This window comes from Nonomuraea sp. NPDC005692 (assembly GCF_040631115.1).
Classification (GTDB): domain Bacteria; phylum Actinomycetota; class Actinomycetes; order Streptosporangiales; family Streptosporangiaceae; genus Nonomuraea.
In genome coordinates, this window is the sequence record NZ_JBEXYU010000012.1 from 127,104 (window position 1) to 147,717 (window position 20,614).

General features: G+C 72.0%; 17 protein-coding genes. 11 read left to right on the forward strand and 6 right to left on the reverse strand.

Annotated features, from left to right (window positions below; all coding sequences use genetic code 11):
• Together ABZ459_RS25115 and ABZ459_RS25120 are read right to left on the reverse strand one after the other, a co-directional pair.
• Complete coding sequence (locus tag ABZ459_RS25115) at positions 1 to 939, reverse strand: Gfo/Idh/MocA family oxidoreductase (RefSeq protein ID WP_357974566.1); 939 nt, start codon at positions 937 to 939, stop codon at positions 1 to 3.
• A 25-nt stretch (positions 940 to 964) separates the two neighbouring features.
• Positions 965 to 2,341 carry a PLP-dependent aminotransferase family protein gene (locus tag ABZ459_RS25120; protein WP_357974569.1) on the reverse strand — a complete coding sequence of 459 codons (1,377 nt, stop codon included), beginning with the start codon at positions 2,339 to 2,341 and terminating at the stop codon, positions 965 to 967.
• A 68-nt stretch (positions 2,342 to 2,409) separates the two neighbouring features.
• On the opposite strand from ABZ459_RS25120, the gene ABZ459_RS25125 reads away from it, so the two are divergent.
• Both ABZ459_RS25125 and ABZ459_RS25130 read left to right on the forward strand, forming a co-directional pair.
• A complete protein-coding gene (locus ABZ459_RS25125; RefSeq protein ID WP_357974572.1) occupies positions 2,410 to 3,276 on the forward strand; it encodes a DMT family transporter in 867 nt (288 codons plus the stop codon).
• Between the two features lie 31 nt (positions 3,277 to 3,307).
• Positions 3,308 to 4,957 (forward strand): fumarate hydratase, encoded by a 1,650-nt coding sequence (locus ABZ459_RS25130; protein WP_357974575.1) that lies wholly within the window; start codon positions 3,308 to 3,310, stop codon positions 4,955 to 4,957.
• A 78-nt stretch (positions 4,958 to 5,035) separates the two neighbouring features.
• Here the strand turns inward: ABZ459_RS25130 and ABZ459_RS25135 are convergent, their stop codons facing one another.
• Together ABZ459_RS25135 and ABZ459_RS25140 are read right to left on the reverse strand one after the other, a co-directional pair.
• Entirely contained in the window at positions 5,036 to 5,224 is a 189-nt protein-coding gene (locus ABZ459_RS25135; protein ID WP_352327892.1) for a DUF5999 family protein, read from the reverse strand.
• Positions 5,225 to 5,687: 463 nt separating this feature from the next.
• Positions 5,688 to 6,359, reverse strand: coding sequence for a CHAP domain-containing protein (locus tag ABZ459_RS25140; protein WP_357974578.1), 672 nt, complete (start codon positions 6,357 to 6,359; stop codon positions 5,688 to 5,690).
• Between the two features lie 340 nt (positions 6,360 to 6,699).
• Between ABZ459_RS25140 and ABZ459_RS25145 the strand changes: the two genes are divergently transcribed.
• From ABZ459_RS25145 to ABZ459_RS25185, 9 genes are all read left to right on the forward strand, one after another.
• Entirely contained in the window at positions 6,700 to 7,308 is a 609-nt protein-coding gene (locus ABZ459_RS25145; protein ID WP_357974581.1) for a superoxide dismutase, read from the forward strand.
• A gap of 70 nt (positions 7,309 to 7,378) precedes the next feature.
• A complete protein-coding gene (locus tag ABZ459_RS25150) occupies positions 7,379 to 8,488 on the forward strand; it encodes a serine/threonine-protein kinase (RefSeq protein WP_357974584.1) in 1,110 nt (369 codons plus the stop codon).
• 35 nt (positions 8,489 to 8,523) lie between these two features.
• A complete protein-coding gene (locus tag ABZ459_RS25155) occupies positions 8,524 to 10,179 on the forward strand; it encodes a protein kinase (RefSeq protein WP_357974587.1) in 1,656 nt (551 codons plus the stop codon).
• 87 nt (positions 10,180 to 10,266) lie between these two features.
• Positions 10,267 to 11,664: a class II fumarate hydratase gene (locus tag ABZ459_RS25160; protein ID WP_357974590.1), complete on the forward strand. Its 1,398-nt coding sequence runs from the start codon at positions 10,267 to 10,269 to the stop codon at positions 11,662 to 11,664.
• A 75-nt stretch (positions 11,665 to 11,739) separates the two neighbouring features.
• Complete coding sequence (locus tag ABZ459_RS25165; RefSeq protein WP_357974593.1) at positions 11,740 to 12,492, forward strand: 3-hydroxybutyrate dehydrogenase; 753 nt, start codon at positions 11,740 to 11,742, stop codon at positions 12,490 to 12,492.
• Complete coding sequence (locus ABZ459_RS25170) at positions 12,492 to 14,438, forward strand: helix-turn-helix domain-containing protein (protein ID WP_357974596.1); 1,947 nt, start codon at positions 12,492 to 12,494, stop codon at positions 14,436 to 14,438. The genes ABZ459_RS25165 and ABZ459_RS25170 overlap by 1 nt, the downstream gene beginning before the upstream one ends.
• Positions 14,439 to 14,469: 31 nt before the next feature.
• The gene (locus tag ABZ459_RS25175) at positions 14,470 to 15,744 is read left to right on the forward strand and encodes an MFS transporter (RefSeq protein ID WP_357974599.1); all 1,275 of its coding nucleotides are present in this window, start codon (positions 14,470 to 14,472) and stop codon (positions 15,742 to 15,744) included.
• The gene (locus ABZ459_RS25180) at positions 15,741 to 16,742 is read left to right on the forward strand and encodes an alpha/beta hydrolase (RefSeq protein ID WP_357974602.1); all 1,002 of its coding nucleotides are present in this window, start codon (positions 15,741 to 15,743) and stop codon (positions 16,740 to 16,742) included. Before ABZ459_RS25175 ends, ABZ459_RS25180 begins: the two co-directional genes overlap by 4 nt.
• Positions 16,742 to 17,893 carry a tannase/feruloyl esterase family alpha/beta hydrolase gene (locus tag ABZ459_RS25185; protein ID WP_357974605.1) on the forward strand — a complete coding sequence of 384 codons (1,152 nt, stop codon included), beginning with the start codon at positions 16,742 to 16,744 and terminating at the stop codon, positions 17,891 to 17,893. The genes ABZ459_RS25180 and ABZ459_RS25185 overlap by 1 nt, the downstream gene beginning before the upstream one ends.
• Here the strand turns inward: ABZ459_RS25185 and ABZ459_RS25190 are convergent.
• Positions 17,883 to 19,883, reverse strand: a complete 2,001-nt coding sequence (locus ABZ459_RS25190; protein ID WP_357974608.1) for a glycosyltransferase family 2 protein — start codon at positions 19,881 to 19,883, stop codon at positions 17,883 to 17,885. The two genes, ABZ459_RS25185 and ABZ459_RS25190, sit on opposite strands and share 11 nt — an antisense overlap.
• A gap of 71 nt (positions 19,884 to 19,954) precedes the next feature.
• Positions 19,955 to 20,557 (reverse strand): lytic transglycosylase domain-containing protein, encoded by a 603-nt coding sequence (locus ABZ459_RS25195; RefSeq protein WP_357974908.1) that lies wholly within the window; start codon positions 20,555 to 20,557, stop codon positions 19,955 to 19,957.
• Between the last annotated feature and the right edge of the window lie 57 nt (positions 20,558 to 20,614).

Here is a 20,614-nt window from a genome sequence, read left to right on the forward strand (position 1 = left end):
TCAGCCGCGCACCTCGGCCACCTGGACGGTACGGGACTCGCGCAGCGACAGGTCGGCGGCCTCGGCGACGTACAGGGCGGCCAGGGCGTCCTCGACCGAGCACAGGCCCTCGCCGCCGCGCAGGAAGGCGTCGATCTCGGCCGCGTAGGCGGGGCCGAACCTGGCGGCGAAGTCGGGCCAGGGCGGGCCGGGCGGCCGCAGGCCCTCGGCGCTGCGCAGCGGGGCGCGCGGGCCGAGCCCGGCCACCTGGGTGCCCTTCGTGCCCGCCAGCTCCATGCGCACGTCGTAGCCTGCGCCGTTGTAGCGGGAGCCCTGGAGCGTGGCCAGCGTGCCGTCGTCGAGGGTGAGCAGCGCGGCGCTGTTGTCCACGTCGCCGGCCTCCTTGAAGAACGCCGCGCCCCGGTTCGCGCCGACGGCGTGGACGGAGACGACCTCACGCCCGGTCACCCAGCGCAGGACGTCGAAGTCGTGGACGTGGCAGTCGCGGAAGAGGCCGCCGGACAGCGGGACGTACGCGGCGGGCGGCGGCGCGGGATCGGCCGTCACCAGGTGGACGCGGTGCAGCTCCCCCAGCTCGCCGGCCCGCAGCGCCGCGCGGGCGGCCCGGTAACCGGCGTCGAACCTGCGCTGGAACCCGATGCACACCCGCCGGCCCGCGCTCGCCTCCAGCACCTTGACCGTCTCGGCGACCGTGCCCGCCGCCGGCTTCTCGCACAGGACGGGGACGCCCCGCTCGCAGGCCCGGATCAGCAGCTCGGCGTGCGTGCTCGTCGGCGTGGCGATGACCACGGCGTCGGCGTCGAACGGATCTCCCGGCCTGCCGTACGGCGAGGTCCTGACAGGGTCGGCCACGATCAGCTCGTCGACCAGGGGATGTGCGGCCAGGTTCGCGGCGTGGAGCGCGCCGATCCGGCCCAGGCCCAGCAGTCCCACCCGCATGCCGCCTCCACTCCCGCTCTCCGCCTCAGTTCATGATATGTCCAGACATTCGGACTTTTAAGCCTTGCACGGCCTCCGCCGCCTGATGCACCGGCAGCCGGGCGAACCCGACCACGACCGCCGGCGGGCCGGGCGAGAACCGCATGGGCGCGACCGGCTCGGCGGCCAGGCCGACGCCCTCGGCCGCGCGGACGACCCGCAGCTCGTCCCAGCCGTCCGGCAGGTCGAGGTAGACGTGCAGCCCGGCCTGGATGCCCCGGACGCGGATCTCCGGCAGTTCCTCGGCCAGCGCCCTGACCAGGGCGTCCCGGCGGCGGCGGTACTCCCTGCGCATGCGCCGCAGGTGTTTGTCGTAGCCGCCCGTGCGCAGGAAGTGGGCCAGCGCGTACTGCTCGATGACCGGGGAGCCCAGGTCGAGCTCGCTCCGGGCGCGGCGGATCGCCTCGGCCAGGTGCGCGGGGGCGGCGACCCAGCCGAGCCGGAGGCCGGGCGCGAGCGACTTGCTGACGCTGCCGGTCAGGATCACCCGGTCGGGGGCCAGGCCCTGGAGGCAGCCGACCGGGTCGCGGTCGTAGCGGAACTCGGCGTCGTAGTCGTCCTCCAGGACCGTCCGGTCGCCCGCGCAGGCCCACTCCATGAGCGCGGCCCGCCTGGCCGGGGAGAGCACGACGCCCGTCGGGTACTGGTGTGCAGGCGTGACCAGCGCCGCGTCGCCCTCCATGGCGCCGGTGACCAGGCCCTCGCAGCCCACGGGCACCGGCACCAGGCGGGCCCCCGCCCGTTCCAGCAGCGGGACCTGGCGCCGGCTGGTGGGGTCCTCGACGACCAGGCGCAGGCCGCCGCGCCGGGCCAGGACGTGCAGCGCCAGGCTCAGCCCCTGCGCCACACCGCCCACGACGACCAGATTGTCGGGATGGACGTCGGCCGCCCTCACCCGCCGCAGGTAACCGGCCAGCTCCTCGCGCAACTCGGGGACGCCGCCGGGGTCGCCGTAGTCGAGCGCGTCGGACGGGACGGTGGCCAGCACGTGCCGCAGGGCCGACGACCACCGCTCCCTGGGGAAGTGCCCCAGGTCGGGGGACGTGGCCCGGTGCCCCTGGTACGGCCCGCAGGCGCCGCCGTCGGCCACCGGCCAGGGACGGGCGGACCGGACGGCGCCCAGCGGGGCCACCTCGGTCCCGGCCCCCACCCGCGAGACCAGGAACCCCTCGGCCACGAGCTGCTCGTACGCCTCCACCACCACGCCCCTGGACACCTGGAGGTCGGCCGCGAGGTCTCGGGTGGCGGGCAGGCGGGTGCCGGGCACGAGCCGCCCGAGGCGCACGCCCTCGCGCAGCTCGGCCGCGATCTGCCCGGCGATCCCTCCCGCGTCCCGATTTATCTGGATGTGCAGGTCGGCCATATTGGTCCTGTCATATAGCGGCCTATTGGACTGTTTGCACGAACCATTGTCTCCCTACGATCCTGCACATGAGAAACGGAATCGCCGGAGCCGCCACCGCCATGTTCCTGGTGGGCACCCTGGCCGGAGTGTCCGGCCTGATCGGCTCCTATCCCGTGTACGGCGGCCAGGCCGTGCGCTACCTCGCCGCCGCGCTCATCCTGCTGGTCGTCACCAGGGCGCTCGGCCTGCGGTTCGTCCGGCTGACCGGGCGCGAGACCCTGTACCTGGGCGGGCTCACCCTGCTCGGGCTGGTGGTCTTCAACGTCTGCGTCGTCGAGTCCACCCGGGCCTCGGGGCCGGCGCTGGTGGGCACCGTCCTCGGCACCGTGCCGCTGGCGCTGGCGCTGGCCGGCGGGCGTCCGGCGCCGCGGCTGCTGGTGGGCGCGTCCGTGGTGGTGGCCGGCGCGACGCTGGCGACCGGGCTGGGCAGCGGGAACCCGACCGGCCTGCTGTGGGCGCTCGGGGCGCTGGTGGGCGAGGTGAGCTTCTCCATGCTGGCCATCCCCCTGCTGCCGAAGCTGGGGGCGATCCGGGTCTCGGCGTACTCGACGGCGCTGGCCGTGCCCATGCTGGCCGTGGTCGGCCTGGTCCAGGAGGGCGCCGCCATGTTCAGGACGCCGACCGCGGCCGAGACGCTGGGCTTCGTGTACCTGGCGGTCGTGGTCACGGTCATGGCCTTCTTCCTCTGGTACACCTCGCTGCCCAGGCTCGGCCCCGGGACGGCCGGGCTGTTCGCCGGGCTCATCCCGGTCGGCGCGATCGTGACGGGGCTCGTGCTCGGCATCGCGACGCCGGGCGTCTACGACCTGGCGGGGGCCGGTCTGGTGATCGTCGGCATCCTGGTGGGGCTCACCGCGCGGCGCTCGCCGGAGCCCGTGCCGGCCCCGGGATGACCACCTGACGGGGGGCGTACCCTCTATGGACATGGACTTCGACTACACCGATCTGCTTCCCCTGGGCGCCGATGAGACCGAGTACCGGCTGATCACGTCGGAGGGGGTGCGGAAGGTCGAAGCGGCCGGGCGTACGTTCCTGGAGGTCGACCCCGAGGCCCTGCGGCTGCTCACCGAGACCGCGGTCCACGACATCTCCCACTTCCTGCGCACCTCGCACCTGGCGCAGCTCCGCAAGATCGTCGACGACCCGGAGTCCAGCGGCAACGACCGCTTCGTCGCCCTCGACCTGCTGAAGAACGCCTCGATCTCGGCCGGCGGCGTGCTGCCGATGTGCCAGGACACCGGCACCGCCATCGTCATGGGCAAGCGCGGCCGCCACGTGCTGACCGACGGCCGCGACGCCGAGCACCTCTCGCGCGGCGTCTACGACGCCTACACCAAGCTCAACCTGCGCTACTCCCAGATGGCCCCGCTGACCATGTGGGAGGAGAAGAACACCGGCAGCAACCTGCCCGCCCAGATCGAGCTCTACGCCGAGGACCCCCACGGCCACGCCGACGAGTACAAGCTGCTGTTCATGGCCAAGGGCGGCGGCTCGGCCAACAAGTCGTTCCTCTACCAGGAGACCAAGGCGGTGCTCAACGAGAAGCGCATGCTGGCCTTCCTGGAGGAGAAGATCCGCTCGCTGGGCACCGCGGCCTGCCCGCCGTACCACCTGGCCGTGGTGGTGGGCGGCACCTCCGCCGAGTTCGCGCTCAAGACCGCCAAGTACGCCAGCGCCCGTTACCTCGACTCCATCCCCACCGAGGGCTCGCCCTCCGGGCACGGCTTCCGCGATCTGGAGCTGGAGGCCAAGGTCTTCGAGCTGACGCAGAAGCTCGGCATCGGCGCCCAGTTCGGCGGCAAGTACTTCTGCCACGACGTGCGCGTGATCCGCCTGCCCCGGCATGGCGCGTCCTGCCCGGTGGCCATCGCGGTGTCGTGCTCGGCCGACCGCCAGGCGCTGGCCAAGATCACCGCCGAGGGCGTGTTCCTGGAGAAGCTGGAGACCGACCCGGCCCGCTTCCTGCCGGAGACCACCGACGAGCACCTGTCCGACGACGTCGTCCGCGTCGACCTCAACAGGCCGATGCAGGAGATCCTCGCCGAGCTGACGAAGTACCCCGTCAAGACGCGGCTCTCCCTCACCGGCCCGCTCGTCGTCGCCCGCGACATCGCGCACGCCAAGATCGCCGAACTGCTCGACGAGGGCGGCGAGATGCCCCAGTACCTCAAGGACCACGCGGTCTACTACGCCGGCCCGGCCAAGACCCCCGAGGGTTACGCCTCCGGCTCGTTCGGCCCCACCACGGCCGGCCGCATGGACTCCTACGTCGAGCGTTTCCAGGCGGCGGGCGGCTCGATGGTCATGCTGGCCAAGGGCAACAGGTCCAGGCAGGTGACGGAGGCGTGCCAGAAGTTCGGCGGCTTCTACCTGGGCTCCATCGGCGGCCCGGCCGCCCGGCTGGCCCAGGACTGCATCAGGAAGGTGGAGGTGCTCGAATACCCCGAGCTGGGCATGGAGGCGGTGTGGAAGATCGAGGTCGAGGACTTCCCCGCCTTCATCGTCGTCGACGACAAGGGTGACGACTTCTTCACCGACCGCACAGGGCCGGTGCTGAGCATCGGGCGCAGGTAGGGCCCGAGCGCGTCGAAGGGTGCCGGGCGGCGGTCGAAGCCCCTCGGCACCGGACGACGGGGGTTGCCCTCGGGCGTCTCAGGCCGCGACAGGGGCTCGGTGGGGGGCGACGACGCTGCCGTCCGGCAGGAGCAGACCCGTGTCCTCGAACAGCACCACGCCGTTGCAGAGGAGGCTCCAGCCCTGGTCGGGGTGGGCCGAGATCACGTGCGAACGCTCACGGTCGGGCGAGTCCGCACTGGGGCATACGGGAAAGTGACTGCACATCATCGCGCACCTCTCAGATGGCGCTCCTGCTTCCTGATGTTCAAAAGGGCAACTGTCGCCCCGACGGCGTGCGAAGGTCCAGGGTGGCGCCGACCGGCTTCTTCGGCCGGCGGCGAACCTGTGTCTGGCGCATCTCCATCACGTCCTTCAACTTCTGTCGTCAGTGGTGGAACTTCGGCGTCCTACCCAGTCTCAGGGCCGGCACCGACAGTTTCAGCTGCTCGTGGGTTCTCGCCTGCTCTCATGTCCTAACCATGCCCCCGTCCCCTTTCGGCACCCTTACATCTTGCTGACGGCGTGCCGTGGTTCCTGTCATTCAGCCTGCCGTACGCCGGAAAGTGCCCTACTAGGCATCATGCACATTTATCGGGGAGAGAGGTGTGCCGAGCGTCACAGTCGCTGTGACGTGCGGTAATGCCACAAAGCGCGCATCCCGGGCAGGAATGCGCGCTGTGTCGATGTGTCAGGCGGCGTAGGACGGGTAACCGTAGCCGACGACCTGCGAGGTCGGCCGGACGCGCTCCTCGACCTTGCCATTGCCGGTGTTGCCCTCGATCGTGGAGATCGTGCCGTCACCGTTGTCCTTGACGACGAAGCCGACGTGCTGGATGTCGCTCAGGCTCTTGCTGCCGCTCCAGGAGAAGAAGACGACGGCGCCCGGCTTGGCCTCGGTGCCCCAGCGGTCGTTGGCGGCGAACCACTTGGCGTGGCTCACGGTGTAGGCGTCCCAGCCGACCTGCGGGCGGGCGCCGGTCTGCTCGCCGACCCAGGAGACGAACATCGAGCACCAGGCGGCGTTCAGGTAGTCCTGGCGGCTGCCGCCGTCGCGGGCGACGGTCTCGCCGGCGCGCTGGGAGTCGGCGTACCACTTCTGGAACTTGGTGCCGCCGCCGTTGGCGTCCTCGGAGGTGCCGACCTGGGCGCGGGCCGTCGCCAGCACCTGGGCGGCGGTGACGTTCACCCGGCCCTGGGCCGAACCCTGCGCGGCCGACTGCTGCGCGGCGGTCTGGGCGGCGGTCCGGTGCGCGGTCTCGGCGCTGACGGCGGCAGTGGCGCCCAGCGCGGTCGCGGCGATGGTCGCGCCGAGAGCGAGCTTGGCGATATGGGACGTGGTCATCATGGCGTGCTTGGCCATCGGGGGGTGCTCCTTTGCTCACCGTCCGCGCATGAGGCACGGCGGGTCACAGGTGTGAATCCTGCGATGGGTGATGACGACAGATCTGCGGGGGCGCCTCGACACGGCTGCCCTGCCGTCGCGTACAAACGGGTACAACAGCGCCCTGACCTGGGTAATTCCCACCCCAAGAAATCCCCACAGGACGCCTGTGCGCGGACGGCTTATGCCGTCCGCGCACAAACTGGACCCAACTGACTCCCGCCACGATGCCAAGGCGAGACCTAGGTCGCAAGTCTGATGCACTTGCGAACTACTTGCAATAGTGTCCTCCAGAGATCTACTTCGAGAGGACGGACCCATGGGGGACTACACCCTTCCCGACATGCCGTACGACTACGGCGCGCTGGAGCCCGCCATCACCGGCGAGATCCTGGAGCTGCACCACGCCAAGCACCACGCGGCCTACGTCAAGGGCGCCAACGACACGCTCGACCGCCTGGCCGAGGCCCGCCAGGGCGGCGACTTCGGCAATCTGGTGGGCCTGGAGAAGACCTTCGCCTTCAACCTGTCAGGCCACGTCCTGCACTCGATCTTCTGGGAGAACCTCTCCCCCGACGGCGGCGACCGCCCCGACGGCGCGCTCAGGGCCGCCATCGACGAGCATTTCGGCACGTTCGAGGCGTTCCAGAAGCAGCTCACCACGGCCACGGCGTCGGTCCAGGGCTCGGGATGGGGCGTGCTGGCCTGGGAGCCGCTGAGCCGCAGGCTGGTGGTCGAGCAGATCTACGACCACCACGGCAACGTCGGAATGAACACCACGCCGCTTCTCGTGTTCGACGCGTGGGAGCACGCTTACTATCTGCAGTACCGCAACGTGCGTCCGGACTACGTCGAGAAACTGTGGGGCCTCGTCAACTGGGCAGATGTGGCCCGGAGGTTCGCTGACGTAACGAGTCAGGCGGGTTGACTTAAGTTCGCAACAATTTATCGGCCCCGCCTCTACTGGTCGGTTTACACAAATAGGTAAGCTGCCTGGCATGCGTGCGCCCTCCGGTTACCTTCTCGCCGCGCGCTATCGGCTCGTGGAGCCGGTTGGTCGCGGCGGCATGGGCACCGTTTGGCGGGCGCATGACGAGTTGCTCGACCGCGACGTGGCGGTGAAGGAAGTACGGCTGCCCACCGTCCTCGACGAGGAGCTGCGCGCGGAGTTGTGCGCCCGCACCGAGCGCGAGGGCAGGGCGACCGCGATGGTGGCCCATCCGTCGGTCATCACCGTCTTCGACGTCGTGACCGAGGACGACCGTCCCTGGATCGTGATGGAGCTGCTCCGGGCCAGGTCCCTGGAGCAGCTCATCCAGGAGCACGGACCGCTCCATCCGCGCCGGGCCGCCGAGATCGGCCGGCAGATCCTCGGCGCGCTGCGGGCCGTCCACGCCAAGGGCATCCTGCACCGCGACGTGAAGCCCAGCAACGTCCTGGTGACCGAGGACCGCGCGGTGCTCACCGACTTCGGCCTGGCCGCGCTCGAAGGCGACGTCTCCATCACGCAGGCCGGCATCGTGCTCGGATCGGCCGGCTACATCGCCCCCGAACGGGTTCTCGGCTCCAAGGCCAGCCCCGCGGGCGACCTGTGGTCGCTCGGTGCGACCCTCTACACCGCCGTCGAGGGCCGGGGGCTGCACGGTCGCCGTACGGCCGCCGCCGCGCTGGCCGCGCTGACCAGTGGCGAGCCGATCCCGATGAGCAAGGCGGGCCCGCTGGCGCCCGTGCTCGACGCGCTGCTCAGGATCGATCCACAGACCCGGCTCGACTCCGTACGGGCCTCGCTCATGCTGGCCCGGGTGGCCGCGGGCGGCTCGGCGGAGGAGCCGCTGGCCCCGCGCCGGCCCGTACGCCCGGTACCCGTGGTCGCCTCACCCCCTTTCGCCCGCAGGCCCGCGCACCGCGGGCTGCACAGGGCGGAGGCCGCCGCCGCCACGCTGTCGGTCCCGCCGCCGCGCCAGGAGCGCAGGCCGGGTGAGGGCGTCCACCGCAAGCGGGTCGAACCACGTCCAAGTCCGTCCACTTATGTCCGTTTCAAGGCTGCGGTGATAAAGTTGTTCCTTCCTCGGCGGTTCTGGCCAAGAGAACTTCGCAAGCGAGGGTAAAGCACTTCCCAAGCGAGAATCGATATCTTCTTCTCATGCCGGAACAGCAGACACGCCTGCTCGCGGAGCGCTACGAGCTCATCGCCCCGCTCGGCCGGGGCACGATGGGGACCGTGTGGCGCGCCCGCGACCGCGCGCTCGGGCGCGAGGTGGCGGTCAAAGAGATCCGCCAGGACCAGGGGCTCACCGAGGACCAGCGGGCCGAGCTACGCGAGCGCATGGTCCGCGAGGGCCGCATCGCCTCGCGGATCAACCACCCGTCCGTCGCCGCCATCCACGACGTGCTCATCCAGGACGACAGCCCCTGGATCATCATGGAGCTCATCGAGGCGCGCTCCCTGGAGCAGGTGATCGAGGAGGAGGGGCCGCTGCCGCCGCGGCTCGTGGCCGAGATCGGCGTCGACCTGCTCGGCGCGTTGCGCGCCGCGCACTCCCAGGGCATCACGCACCGCGACGTCAAGCCGGGCAACGTGCTCATCACCGAGAGCGGCCGGGTGGTCCTGACGGACTTCGGCATCGCCAAGGCCGAGGGCGACTCGCGGCTCACCAAGACGGGCATGGTGATCGGCTCGCCCGGGTACACGGCCCCGGAACGTGCCAGGGGCGAGTACACCGGGCCCGAGTCCGACATCTGGTCGCTGGGGGCGACGCTGTACTTCGCGGTCGAGGGGCGGCCGGCGTACGAGCGGGCCACGATCGCCGAGACGCTGGCGGCGCTGCTCAGCGAGAGCGCCGACCCGCCCACGCAGGCCGGACGGCTCCGGCCGGTGCTGAACGGGCTGCTCAACAAGGACTACCGGCAGCGGCTCAGCGCCGCCAAGGCGGAGACGCTCATGCGGATGGTCGCCGACACGCCCACGAGCGAGATGCCGGCGCTCACGGCGGAAGCCCTGATGGCCCAGGAGGCCGCGTTGCCCGACCCCTTCACCGACTCCGGCCCCCGACGTCCCTCCGGCCCTCAGGGGCGCCCTTCAGGGGCTCAGGAGGCGTACGGGGCGGGCGCCCCGCCCGTGTCGGGCCCGCAGCCGGTGCGTCCCGCCGGGGCGCGGCCCTCAGGGCCCCAGGGGCCGGGGCCCGTGCCGTCCGGCGCGCAGGAGCCCGCCCGGAGCCCGCTGGGGGCGCCGACGATGCCCCAGAGCACCGCACCCGGTCAGCCGCCGCGGGGCGCGCGCCCGGCGCAGCCGCCGCAGGCGGGCGACACCGGCGACGACGGCGACTTCGACCCCGATCGGACCGTCAGCGTGATGCGTCCCAAGGGGCCGTTCCCGCCGGGGCCCGAGCAGGGCGGCGGCCGTCCGCCGCAGCGTCCCGACGACGAGGGGACCGTCACGACCAGGCACATCGCCTCGCCGCGGAGCGGCTCCCCCGGCCAGCAGGTCTACCCGCCGGCGCAGCAACCACAGCAAGCCGCGCGGCAGCAGGGCCCGGGACAGCAGGGTCCGGGACAGCAAGGTCCGCAGCAGGGTGGCCCGGTGCCGGGTGGGCCAGGACAGAGCCGACCGGGGCAGCCGGTGCCGCCCGCCGGCGGCCCGCACCAGGGCCAGGGCCTCGGGACCGACCTGTTCGCCATCGCCGGGCCGCCCGAGAAGCCGCCGGCGGGCAACCGCAACGGCATGCTCGTGCTCATGGCCGTGGCGGCGGCCGCCGCGGTCGTGATCGCCGTCCTCATCGTGGCGCTCATCTCCAGCTGAGCGTGCCGTCACCGGTACGACGGCCCGTCCCCGCGCGGGGCGGGCCGGCCCCGGACTGATCGCGCGGCCGTGGGACAGACTGGAGTCATGAGCGAGTTCAGAATCGAACATGACTCGATGGGCGAGGTCCGCGTGCCGGCGGGAGCGCGGTGGCGGGCCCAGACCCAGCGGGCGGTGGAGAACTTCCCGGTCTCGGGGCGGCCGCTCGAACCGTCCCACATCGCCGCGCTCGGCCTGGTCAAGGCGGTCGCCGCCGAGGTCAACGGCGAGCTGGGCGTGATTGACAAAGACCTGGCCGAGGCCGTCGCGCAGGCCGCCGCGGACGTCGCCGACAACGAGCACGACGCCCACTTCCCCATCGACGTCTTCCAGACCGGCTCCGGCACCTCGTCCAACATGAACGCCAACGAGGTGATCGCGACGCTGGCCGAGGAGCGGCTGGGGCGGCCCGTGCACCCCAACGACCACGTGAACGCCTCCCAGTCGTCCAACGACGTCTTCCCGACCTCGATCCACGTGGCGGCCGCGATCGAGGTGACCTTCCACCTGCTGCCCTCGCTCGCCCACCTGGCCGACACGCTGCACGCCAAGGAGGCCGAGTTCGCGCAGGTGGTCAAGTCGGGCCGGACCCACCTGATGGACGCCACGCCGGTGACTCTCGGGCAGGAGTTCGGCGGGTACGCCGCCCAGATCGACCACGGCGGCACCCGCGTGCGCACGGCGCTGAACCACGTACTGGAGCTGCCCCTGGGCGGGACTGCGGTCGGCACGGGCATCAACACGCCGCCCGGCTTCGCGCAGCGGGCGATAGCGAAGCTGGCCGAGGCGACCGGCATCCCCTTCCGCGAGGCCGCCGACCACTTCGAGGCCCAGGGCGCCCAGGACTCCATCGTGGAGCTGTCCGGGCAGCTCAAGGTGGTGGCCGTGTCGCTCAACAAGATCGCGAACGACCTGCGCTGGATGGGCTCGGGCCCGCGCGCCGGGCTCGGCGAGATCAACCTGCCGGACCTCCAGCCGGGCTCGTCCATCATGCCGGGCAAGGTCAACCCGGTGATCCCGGAGGCCACGGCCATGGTCGCGGCGCAGGTCATCGGCAACGACGCGGCGATCACCTTCGCCGGGGCCTCGGGCAGCTTCGAGCTGAACGTGCAGCTCCCGGTCATCGCCCGCAACATCCTGGAGTCGATCAGGCTGCTGGCGAACGTGTCCAGGCTGCTGGCCGACCGCTGCGTCGCCGGCATCACGGCCAACGTCGAGCGCCTGCGCGAGTACGCCGAGTCCTCCCCCTCGATCGTCACCCCGCTCAACAGGCACGTCGGCTACGAGGAGGCGGCCAAGATAGCCAAGCAGGCGCTGGCCGAGCGCAGGACCATCAGGGAGGTCGTCGTCGAGCGCGGCCACGTGGCCGACGGCACCCTGACCGAGGAGCAGCTCGACGCCGCCCTCGACGTGCTGTCCATGACCCGGCCGCCGACGGAGAGGTGATCCACATAGGTCGGGTCGCATCTATGTCGGCGGCACCCATGCGTCCCGGCGCGGCGAGCGCCTAGGGTTCGGAGTATGGCGAAGGAGCTGACTGGGCGGACCGCGCTGGTGACGGGGGCTGGGGGTGGCATCGGCGCCGCCTGCGCCCGGCGACTGGCCGCCGCGGGGGCCAAGGTCCTGGTGGTCGACAGGCAGGGCGAGGCGGCCGGGAAGGTGGCCGCGGAGGTCGGCGGGGTCGCGGTGGTGGCCGATCTGAGCGATCCGGCCTTCGCGGCGTCGTTGCCCGACGAGCCGGTGGACATCGTGGTGAACAACGCCGGGTTCCAGCACGTGGCGCCGGTCGAGGACTTCCCGCCGGAGGTGTTCTCCACCATGATGCGGGTGATGGTGGAGGCGCCGTTCCTGATCGCACGCCGGGTGCTGCCCGGCATGTACGCCCGGGGGTGGGGGCGGTTCGTGAACATGTCGTCGGTGCACGGGTTGCGGGCCTCGCCGTACAAGTCGGCCTACACGACGGCCAAGCACGCGCTGGAGGGGTTCTCCAAGGTCGTCGCGCTGGAGGGGGCGGCCCACGGGGTGACGTCCAACTGCGTGTGCCCGGCGTACGTGCGCACGGCGCTGGTCGAGGCGCAGATCGACGACCAGGCCCGGGTGCACGGCATCGGCAGCGACGAGGTCGTCGAGAACATCATGCTCCAGCCGGCCGCGGTCAAGCGGCTGATCGAGCCCGAAGAGGTCGCCGAACTGGTCGCCTACCTCTGCGGCCCGCACGGCTCCTTCATCACCGGCACCTCCCTCCCCGTAGACGGCGGCTGGACGGCCCATTAGTGACCACCTACTTCCTTGAGTTGTTGGCGCGGGAGGCGTCGGCGGTCGAGTTCGAGGGGCCGATCGTGGAGGCCAGGGCGCAGGGCGCCGATCCGGCCACGATCGAGGAGCTGGAGCAGGCCAAGGTCGAGGCGCTGAAGGTCAGGGCGCTGCTCAGGCGGCGGGCCAGGCGGGAGGCCGAGCTGTCGGCGCTCTACGACACCGCCGGCGACCTGGCCGCGCTGCGCGACCTCGACGCCGTGCTGGAAGCCATCGTCCACCGGGCCAGGCAGTTGCTCGCGACCGACATCGCGTACATGACGCTGCACGACCCCGAGCAGGGCGACACGTACATGCGGGTCACCGACGGGTCGATCTCGGCCAAGTTCCGGGCGCTCAGGCTGGCCATGGGCGCCGGGCTGGGCGGGCTGGTCGCGCAGACGGCCACCCCGTACGCGACCGCCGACTACTTCGCCGACGCCAGGTTCCGGCACAAGGGACACATCGACGAGGCCGTCAAGGAGGAGGGCCTGGTCGCGATCCTGGGGGTGCCGCTACGGCTGGGCCAGCGGGTGATCGGCGTGCTGATGGCGGCCAACCGCAGCGCCAGGCCCTTCCACCAGGAGGAGGTCTCGCTGCTGGCGAGCCTGGCCGCGCACGCCGCCGTCGCCATCGACAACGCCCGGCTGCTCCAGGAGACCAGGAACGCCCTGGAGGAGCTCTCCCAGGCCCACCGCACCGCCAGGGCGCACGGCGAGGCCGTCGAGCGGGCCGCGCTGGCCCACGACCGGATGACCTCGCTGGTGCTGCGGGGCGGCGGCATCGAGGACGTCGCCGCCGTGGTGACCGAGGTGCTCGGCGGGTCGCTGGCCGTGCTCGACGACCTGGGCCGGCCGATCACGGGCGACGTGGGGGAGCTGGACGCGGGCGTGTTCGAGGCGGCGCAGGCGTCCAGGGCGCTGGGGCGTACCGTGCGCAGGGGCGACCAGCTGATCGCGTCGGTGGACGTCGGCGGCGAGCCGTTGTGCACGCTCGTCCTGCGCAGCGACGACGCCGACGAGCGCATCCTGGAGCGGGCGGCGCTGGTGTGCGCGCTGCTGCTGCTGTTCAGGCGGAGCGTGGCCGAGGCCGAGGGCCGGGTCAGGGGTGAGCTGCTGGAGGACCTGATCTCGCGGCCCGACTCGCCGGGCCTGGCCGACCGGGCCCGGCGGCTCGGCGTGGACCTGCGCGCGCCGCACGTCGTGGTGGTGGCCAGGCACGGCGGCCAGCGGGAACGGGCGGCGTTCTGGGCCTCCTCGCACGCCACGGTCCGGCACGGGCTGGCGGCGGGGCGCGGCGAGGAGGTGGTGCTGCTGCTGCCGGGCGTGGACGCGGGCGGCCTCGCCCAGCGGGTGGCGGCCGAGCTGAGCGCGTCGCTGCACAGCCCGGCGACGGCGGGCGCCTCCCCGGCCCGACTCCCCGAAGCCTCGACAGGCGCGCCGACGGGCGGCTCGGGCGGGGGCGCAGCAAGCGGATCGGGAGGCGGCGCGGCGGGGGCGCGGGACGTCGCGGAGGCGTACCAGGAGGCGCGGCGGTGCGCCGAGGCGCTGCTGGCGCTCGGCCGGGCCGGCGACGGCGCGAGCGCCGCCGAGCTGGGCTTCGTGGGGCTGCTCGTGGGCGACGGCCGCGACGTGCGCGGCTTCGTCGGCCGCGTGGTCGGCGCGGTGATCGACTACGACGCCCGCCGCGGCACCGCACTCACCGACACCCTGTCGGCCTACTTCGGCACGGGCGGCTCACCCTCCCGTACGGCCGAGGCCATGCACATCCACGTCAACACCGTCACCCAGCGCCTCGACCGGATCGGGAAGCTGCTGGGCGACGGCTGGCTGGAGCCCGAACGCGCGCTGGAGATCCAGCTCGCCCTCCGCCTGCACCGGCTCGGCCACACATCCTCCCCGCAGACTGTGGGTCCCGGCCCCATATAAGTGACGCCGGTCACTCTTTACCGTGACCGGCATGGCCACTTCCATCAAGAGGATCGTCGCCGCGAGCCTGATCGGCACCACCATCGAGTGGTACGACTTCTTCCTGTACGGCTCGGCAGCCGCTCTCGTGTTCAACAAACTCTTCTTCCCCGAGTCCGATCCGCTGACCGGCACGCTGCTGTCGTTCCTCACCTACGCCGTCGGATTCGTCGCCCGCCCGCTCGGCGGCCTGGTCTTCGGCCACTTCGGCGACCGGGTGGGCCGCAAGACCCTGCTGGTGGTCAGCCTGCTGATGATGGGCGCCGCCACGTTCCTGATCGGCTGCCTGCCGACGTACGCCACGCTCGGCTCGTCGGCGGCGCTGCTGCTGACCGCGCTGCGGCTCGTGCAGGGCTTCGCGCTCGGCGGCGAGTGGGGCGGCGCGGTGCTGATCGTGTCCGAGCACGGCGACACGAAGCGCCGCGGGTTCTGGGCCTCCTGGCCGCAGGCGGGCGCGCCCGGCGGGAACCTGCTGGCCACGGGCGTGCTGGCGGTGCTGGCCGCCTGGCAGTCCGACGAGGCGTTCCTGTCGTGGGGCTGGCGGATCCCGTTCCTGCTGTCGGGGGTGCTGGTGATGGTCGGGCTGTGGATCCGGCTGACGATCACCGAGTCGCCGGTGTTCCAGCAGGCCGAGCCGGAGCCGACCGCGCCGATCGTGGGCGTGCTGCGGCACCACTGGAAGGACGTGCTCACCGCCATCGGCGCCCGTCTGGCCGAGAACATCTCGTTCTACCTGCTGACGGTGTTCGTCATCACGTACGCGAAGAACGCCAAGATCGACAATTCGACGGTGCTGACCGCGGTGCTGGTGGCCTCGGCGATCCACTTCGTCACGATCCCGATGTGGGGCGCGTTGTCGGACCGGGTCGGCCGCCGTCCGATCTACCTGGCCGGGGCCGCCGGGATCGGCGTGTGGATCTTCGCCTTCTTCCCGCTGGTGGACACGGGCAACTTCCTGGCGATCACCCTCGCGGTCACCGTCGGCCTGCTCTTCCACGGCATGATGTACGGCCCGCAGGCGGCCTTCTTCTCCGAGCTGTTCGGCACCAGGACGCGCTACACCGGCGTGTCGATCGGCGCCCAGCTCTCGGCGATCGTGGCCGGCGCGCTGGCCCCGCTGATCGCGGTGGCGCTGCTCAAGAGCTACTCCAGCAGCGTGCCCATCTCGGTCTACCTTGGCCTGGCGGCGGTGCTCACGCTGGTCGCCGTCTACACCGCCCGCGAGACCCAGGGACGCGACCTGGCCGAGAGGATCCACGCGCGATGAAGGTCACCACCCCCCGCCTCACGCAGCACGTCCTGACCGTCGAGGGCAGGACGTCCGGCGAGCCCGTGCTGTTCGTGCACGGCAACGTCTCCTCCGGCGCCTTCTGGCGCGACAGCATGGCCGCGCTGCCCGCCGGCTACCGCCCGCTCGCCCCCGACCTGCGTGGCTTCGGCGACACCGACCCCGAGCCGGTGGACGCCACCAGGGGCCTGCGCGACTTCTCCGACGACCTGGCCGAGCTGGTCGAGGCGCTCGGGCTCGACGGCGTGCACCTGGTCGGCTGGAGCCTCGGCGGCGGCGTCGTCCTGCAGCTCCTGCGCGACCGTCCGGCGCTGGTCAGAAGCGTCACGCTGGTCAACCCGATCTCCCCGTACGGCTTCGGCGGCACCGAGGGCCCGGACGGCACGCTCACCCACCCCGACGGCGCGGGATCGGGCGCCGGGGCGGCGAACCCGGACTTCGTGGCCCGACTGAAGGCGGGCGACATGTCCGATGAATCCCCCACGTCCCCCCGCAACGTGCTCCGCACCGGCTACGTCAAGCACCCGCAGATCCCCGACGAGGACTTCTACCTGCGCTCCATGCTCACCACCCGCGTGGGCGAGCCCAACTACCCGGGCGACGCCGCCGGCTCCCCCGCCTGGCCCGGCGTGGCCCCCGGCAAGCACGGCGTGCTCAACGCATGCGCCCCCACCCACTTCCGCCTGGACGACCTGCACGAGATCGGTCCCAGGCCGCCCGTGCTGTGGATCAGGGGCGCCGACGACGTCATCGTCTCCGACACCTCGCTGTTCGACCTGGCCCACCTGGGCGCGATCGGCGTCGTGCCCGGCTCCCCCGGCACCCCGGCCCAGCCGATGGTGACGCAGACCAGGGCGGTCCTCGACCGCTACGGCCGCTACCGCGAGGTCGTGCTGGACGACTGCGGCCACAGCCCCCACCTGGAGCGGCCCGCCGAGTTCGGCCGCCTGCTGGCCGAGCACCTGGAGGAGGTCTGATGCTCGTCGCCCTGACCCTGGTCGCGAGCCTGCTCACCGTGCCCGCCGCGGACGGCCTGACCGTGCCCGGCGCGGAGAAGCTGATCAGCGCCACCCTCGACGACCTGACCACGGCCGGCACCACCCTGACCGGCCACACCGACCCGGCCGACTGGGCCGGCCTGCACTCCAAGGCCACCGTCAACCCGACCGGCGTGCCCGGCACCCAGCTCGACGGCTACTTCCCCGACACCTCCACCGGCAACGCCACGCACGGCTGGAACCACGACTCCCAGTTCGTGATCAGGCTCCCCGACCGGTGGAACGGCGGCCTGGTCGTCAGCGGCACCCCGGGCAACCGGGAGCAGTACGCCAACGACTACACGATCTCCGACTGGGTGCTGTCCAAGGGTTACGCGTTCGCCGCCACCGACAAGGGCAACGTGGGCCTGACCTTCCACGAGGACGGCCGCCGCCCCGGCGACGCCATCGCCGAGTGGAACGACCGCGTCACCCAGCTCGCCGTGGCCGCCAAGGCCGTGGTCAGGCAGCGGTACGGCCGCCCGCCGGCCCGTACGTTCATGGCCGGCCTGTCCAACGGCGGCTATCTGGTCAGGTGGCAGCTGGAGAACCGCGCCTGGCTCTACGACGGCGGCGTGGACTGGGAGGGGACACTCTTCCGGGTCAAGGGCGACAACCTGCTGAACTTCCTGCCGCCCGCGCTGAAGGCGTACCCCGACGAGGCGGGCGTGCGGGCGGCCGGGTTCGCTCCGGGGTCGGAGTTCCTGTGGCCCTTCCACCGGCAGTACTACTGGGAGCTCACCCAGCAGCTGTACCAGAAGGAGCTGGACCCGTCCTACACGGGCGCGGCGGCCGACTACGACTACGACGCGCGCCGGCCGTCCGCCGCGATGGCCAGGATCGGGCTGACCGGCCGGATCACCAAGCCGCTGATCACGATCCACGGGACGCTCGACTCGCTGCTGCCGATCTCCCGCGACTCCGACGTCTACGCCGGGATGGTCGGCCCGCACCGCCCGTTCCGCTACCACCGGATCGAGGGCGGCAACCACCTCGACAGCCTCGTCGACGTCTATCCCGACCGGCTCAGGCCCATGCTCCCGGCCTTCAGGGACGCCTTCCAGGAGCTGGAGGGCTGGGTCACTCCTTGAGGTAGCGATGCCTGCCCGCGCGCGCCCAGCGCACGATGTGCCGCGCCCCGGGCAGGCGCCTGCCGAGGCGGTGGAGCGCGGTGTCCCGGCCCATGGGCGAGCGCCGCTGGGGGTCCACCGCGACGGCCGGGCGCGTCTCGACCCGGCCCCGGCGCACCTGGAGGCCGAACCGCAGCCCGATCTCCTCGTCGGACGAGCGCAGCGACGACAGCCAGGCGCCCGGCCCGAGGTGCTCCTCGCTCGGCATGTGCCGCTTGACCGGGATCTTGGCGACGAGCTGGCCGGCGAGCTTGCCCGGCACCCCGGCCTCGACCAGCGCGGGCGCGCACACCTCGCGTTCCCGGCGGCCGGTGCTGCGCAGCACCAGCTCCAGGGGCGGCCCGCCGCTCGGCGGCACGTACGGGACCGGCAGCACGACGTACACGTGGCCGTCGAGCTGGCGGACGGTCACCCCCGGCGACACCAGCGCGATCGACTCCGAGAACGAGCGCGGCTCGACGGCCAGGCCCAGCTCCCCCTTGTCCGACCAGCACGGCACCACCAGCCGCATCCTGGGCCGCTGGGCCAGCACGCCCAGGCAGTTGAGCGGCCCCTCGTCCCGGCCGACCCGGCTCCTGGCCTGGTTGGCGCCGCTGAACATGCGGACGTGCACCTCCCACTGCCCGGGGCTGAGCGGCCGGCCCATCGCCGCGCTGGTCACGTCCAGGTGGGCCTCGCCCCTGATCTGCACGCGGACCCGGCGGCGGCCGTCGGGGGAACGCTCGACGTGCTGGGTCGCCGGCAGGAAGTGCACCACGCCGGTCGCGCTGTGCCGGACGTAGACGTCGATGCGGGCCCGCTCGACGTCGGCCGTGATGTCGGTGACGTCGTCGGACAGCAGCTTGGTGTCGACCGAGCGCGGCGGGATCCAGTGCAGGCGCTCGCCGTCCACGCGGTACCGGTCGGGCAGGCCGTCGCCGGCCATGACCTCCACGGTCAGGCCGAGCACCAGGATGTGGGCGTCCCAGCGCATCTCGGTGAGCTCGGCGCGCAGGCCCGCGCGCCGGGTGGAGTTGGCGAACATGACGATCTGGTCCAGGCGTCCGCACCGGACGAACGCGGCCACCGCCCGTAGCTGGACCGGCAGGTAGCGGTCGATCCGCTCGGGGAAACGCTCGCCGACGAGCTCCTGGACGACCCGGAAGTGCATGCCCCGGTCCACGGAGGAGTCGGCGAACCTGGCGGTCAACAGCGGCCTGAGCACGGCGGAGCGGAACCAGTAGGCGTACATGCGGTCGTGCTGGCGGCCGGCGCCGACGTAGGTGTCGATGTCGGTGAGCAGCGTGCTCAGCCCGGCCACGATCACCCGGGGGTCCTCCTCGGGCGCCTCGGGCCGCGGTCCGAGCTGGCAGCAGACCTCCTCCGCCAGGACGGCGATCACCTTGGCGTGCAGGTAGGCCCGCATCACGAACGCCTGCTCGGCCAGCCTGCCGCCGGGCATCGCGAAGCCCAGCTCGTGCTCCTCCAGGAAGGCCCGGCGGTAGAGCTGCTGCGGGACGAGCAGCGTCATCAGGCGCTCGCGCAGGATGTCGGCGCGGGCGGTGCTGCGCTCGAACGCCACCATCGGCGGCCCGTAGTCGCGGGCCAGCCGCCCGATCAGCACGTCGGCGTCGGTCTCGATCGCGCGCTCGTGCATGCGGGCCAGCGCGTCGCGCGCCAGCCGGTCGGTCTGGTCGAGGAAGTAGACGTAGTCGCCCTCCGCCGCGGCCACGCCCATGTTGCGGCCGCGAGAGGGCGACCCGGTGTGCGGCAGGTGCAGCACGCGGACGTTCTCGCGGAGATCGGCGATGGTGTCCAGCCGTTCCCCGATGCCGTCCGTGGAGCCGTCGTCCACGAAGATCACTTCGTATTCGGCGGCGGGCAGCGTCTGCTCCAGCGCGGAGCGGATGCACGCGTCCGCGGTGTCACCCGGGTTGTGGACATTGACGATCACACTGACCTTCGCACCCATGCGGCCAGCGTGCGCCGCTCATACACGATCGGGTGAGACGGCTTGCCGATTACAGAAGAAGAGTTGACCTGTTAGTACCATCCTGTGGACTGTGAGTGCCCCCACGCGCCACAGGGCGTGCCATAGCGGCCCTTGATGTAGCCGAGGCCCCACGCGATCTGGGTGGTGGCATTGGTCTGCCAGTCGCCGCCCGCGCTGGCCATCTTGCTGCCGGGCAGGGCCTGCGGGATGCCGTACGCGCCGGAGTAGCGGTTCATCGCCCGCTCGTTCCAGCCGCTCTCCTTCTGCCAGAGCAGCTCCAGGCAGCCCCACTGGTCGGCGCCCCAGCCCTTGGCGGCGAGCATCGACCTGGCGACGGCCTTGTTGCTGCCCGGCGAGGGGTCGCTGCCCGGCGGGAAGTTCGCGGGCGGGAAGCCGCTGCCGCCCGGCGCCTTCTTCGGCACGACCCAGTTGAGCTTCTTGGTGGTGCCGCCGCGGCCCTTCTTGAGCTGGTCGGCCCGGTACGCCTGCTCGGCGGCGTTCTTCAGCGCGTCGGTCTCGGGGTCGGGAGCGAACAGGTTGCCGCCGGCGAGCGCGCCGAGCTGCTCGGCCGTGAACGGGTCGACCGGCGGCTTACCGGCGTTGTCGATGGCGCGGTAGGCGACGTAACCGCCACCGCCCACGACCACCACCAGGGACACGACGGCGACGGCGACGCGCTTGGGGGTGAAACGCGAAGGCCGGCGACGCGC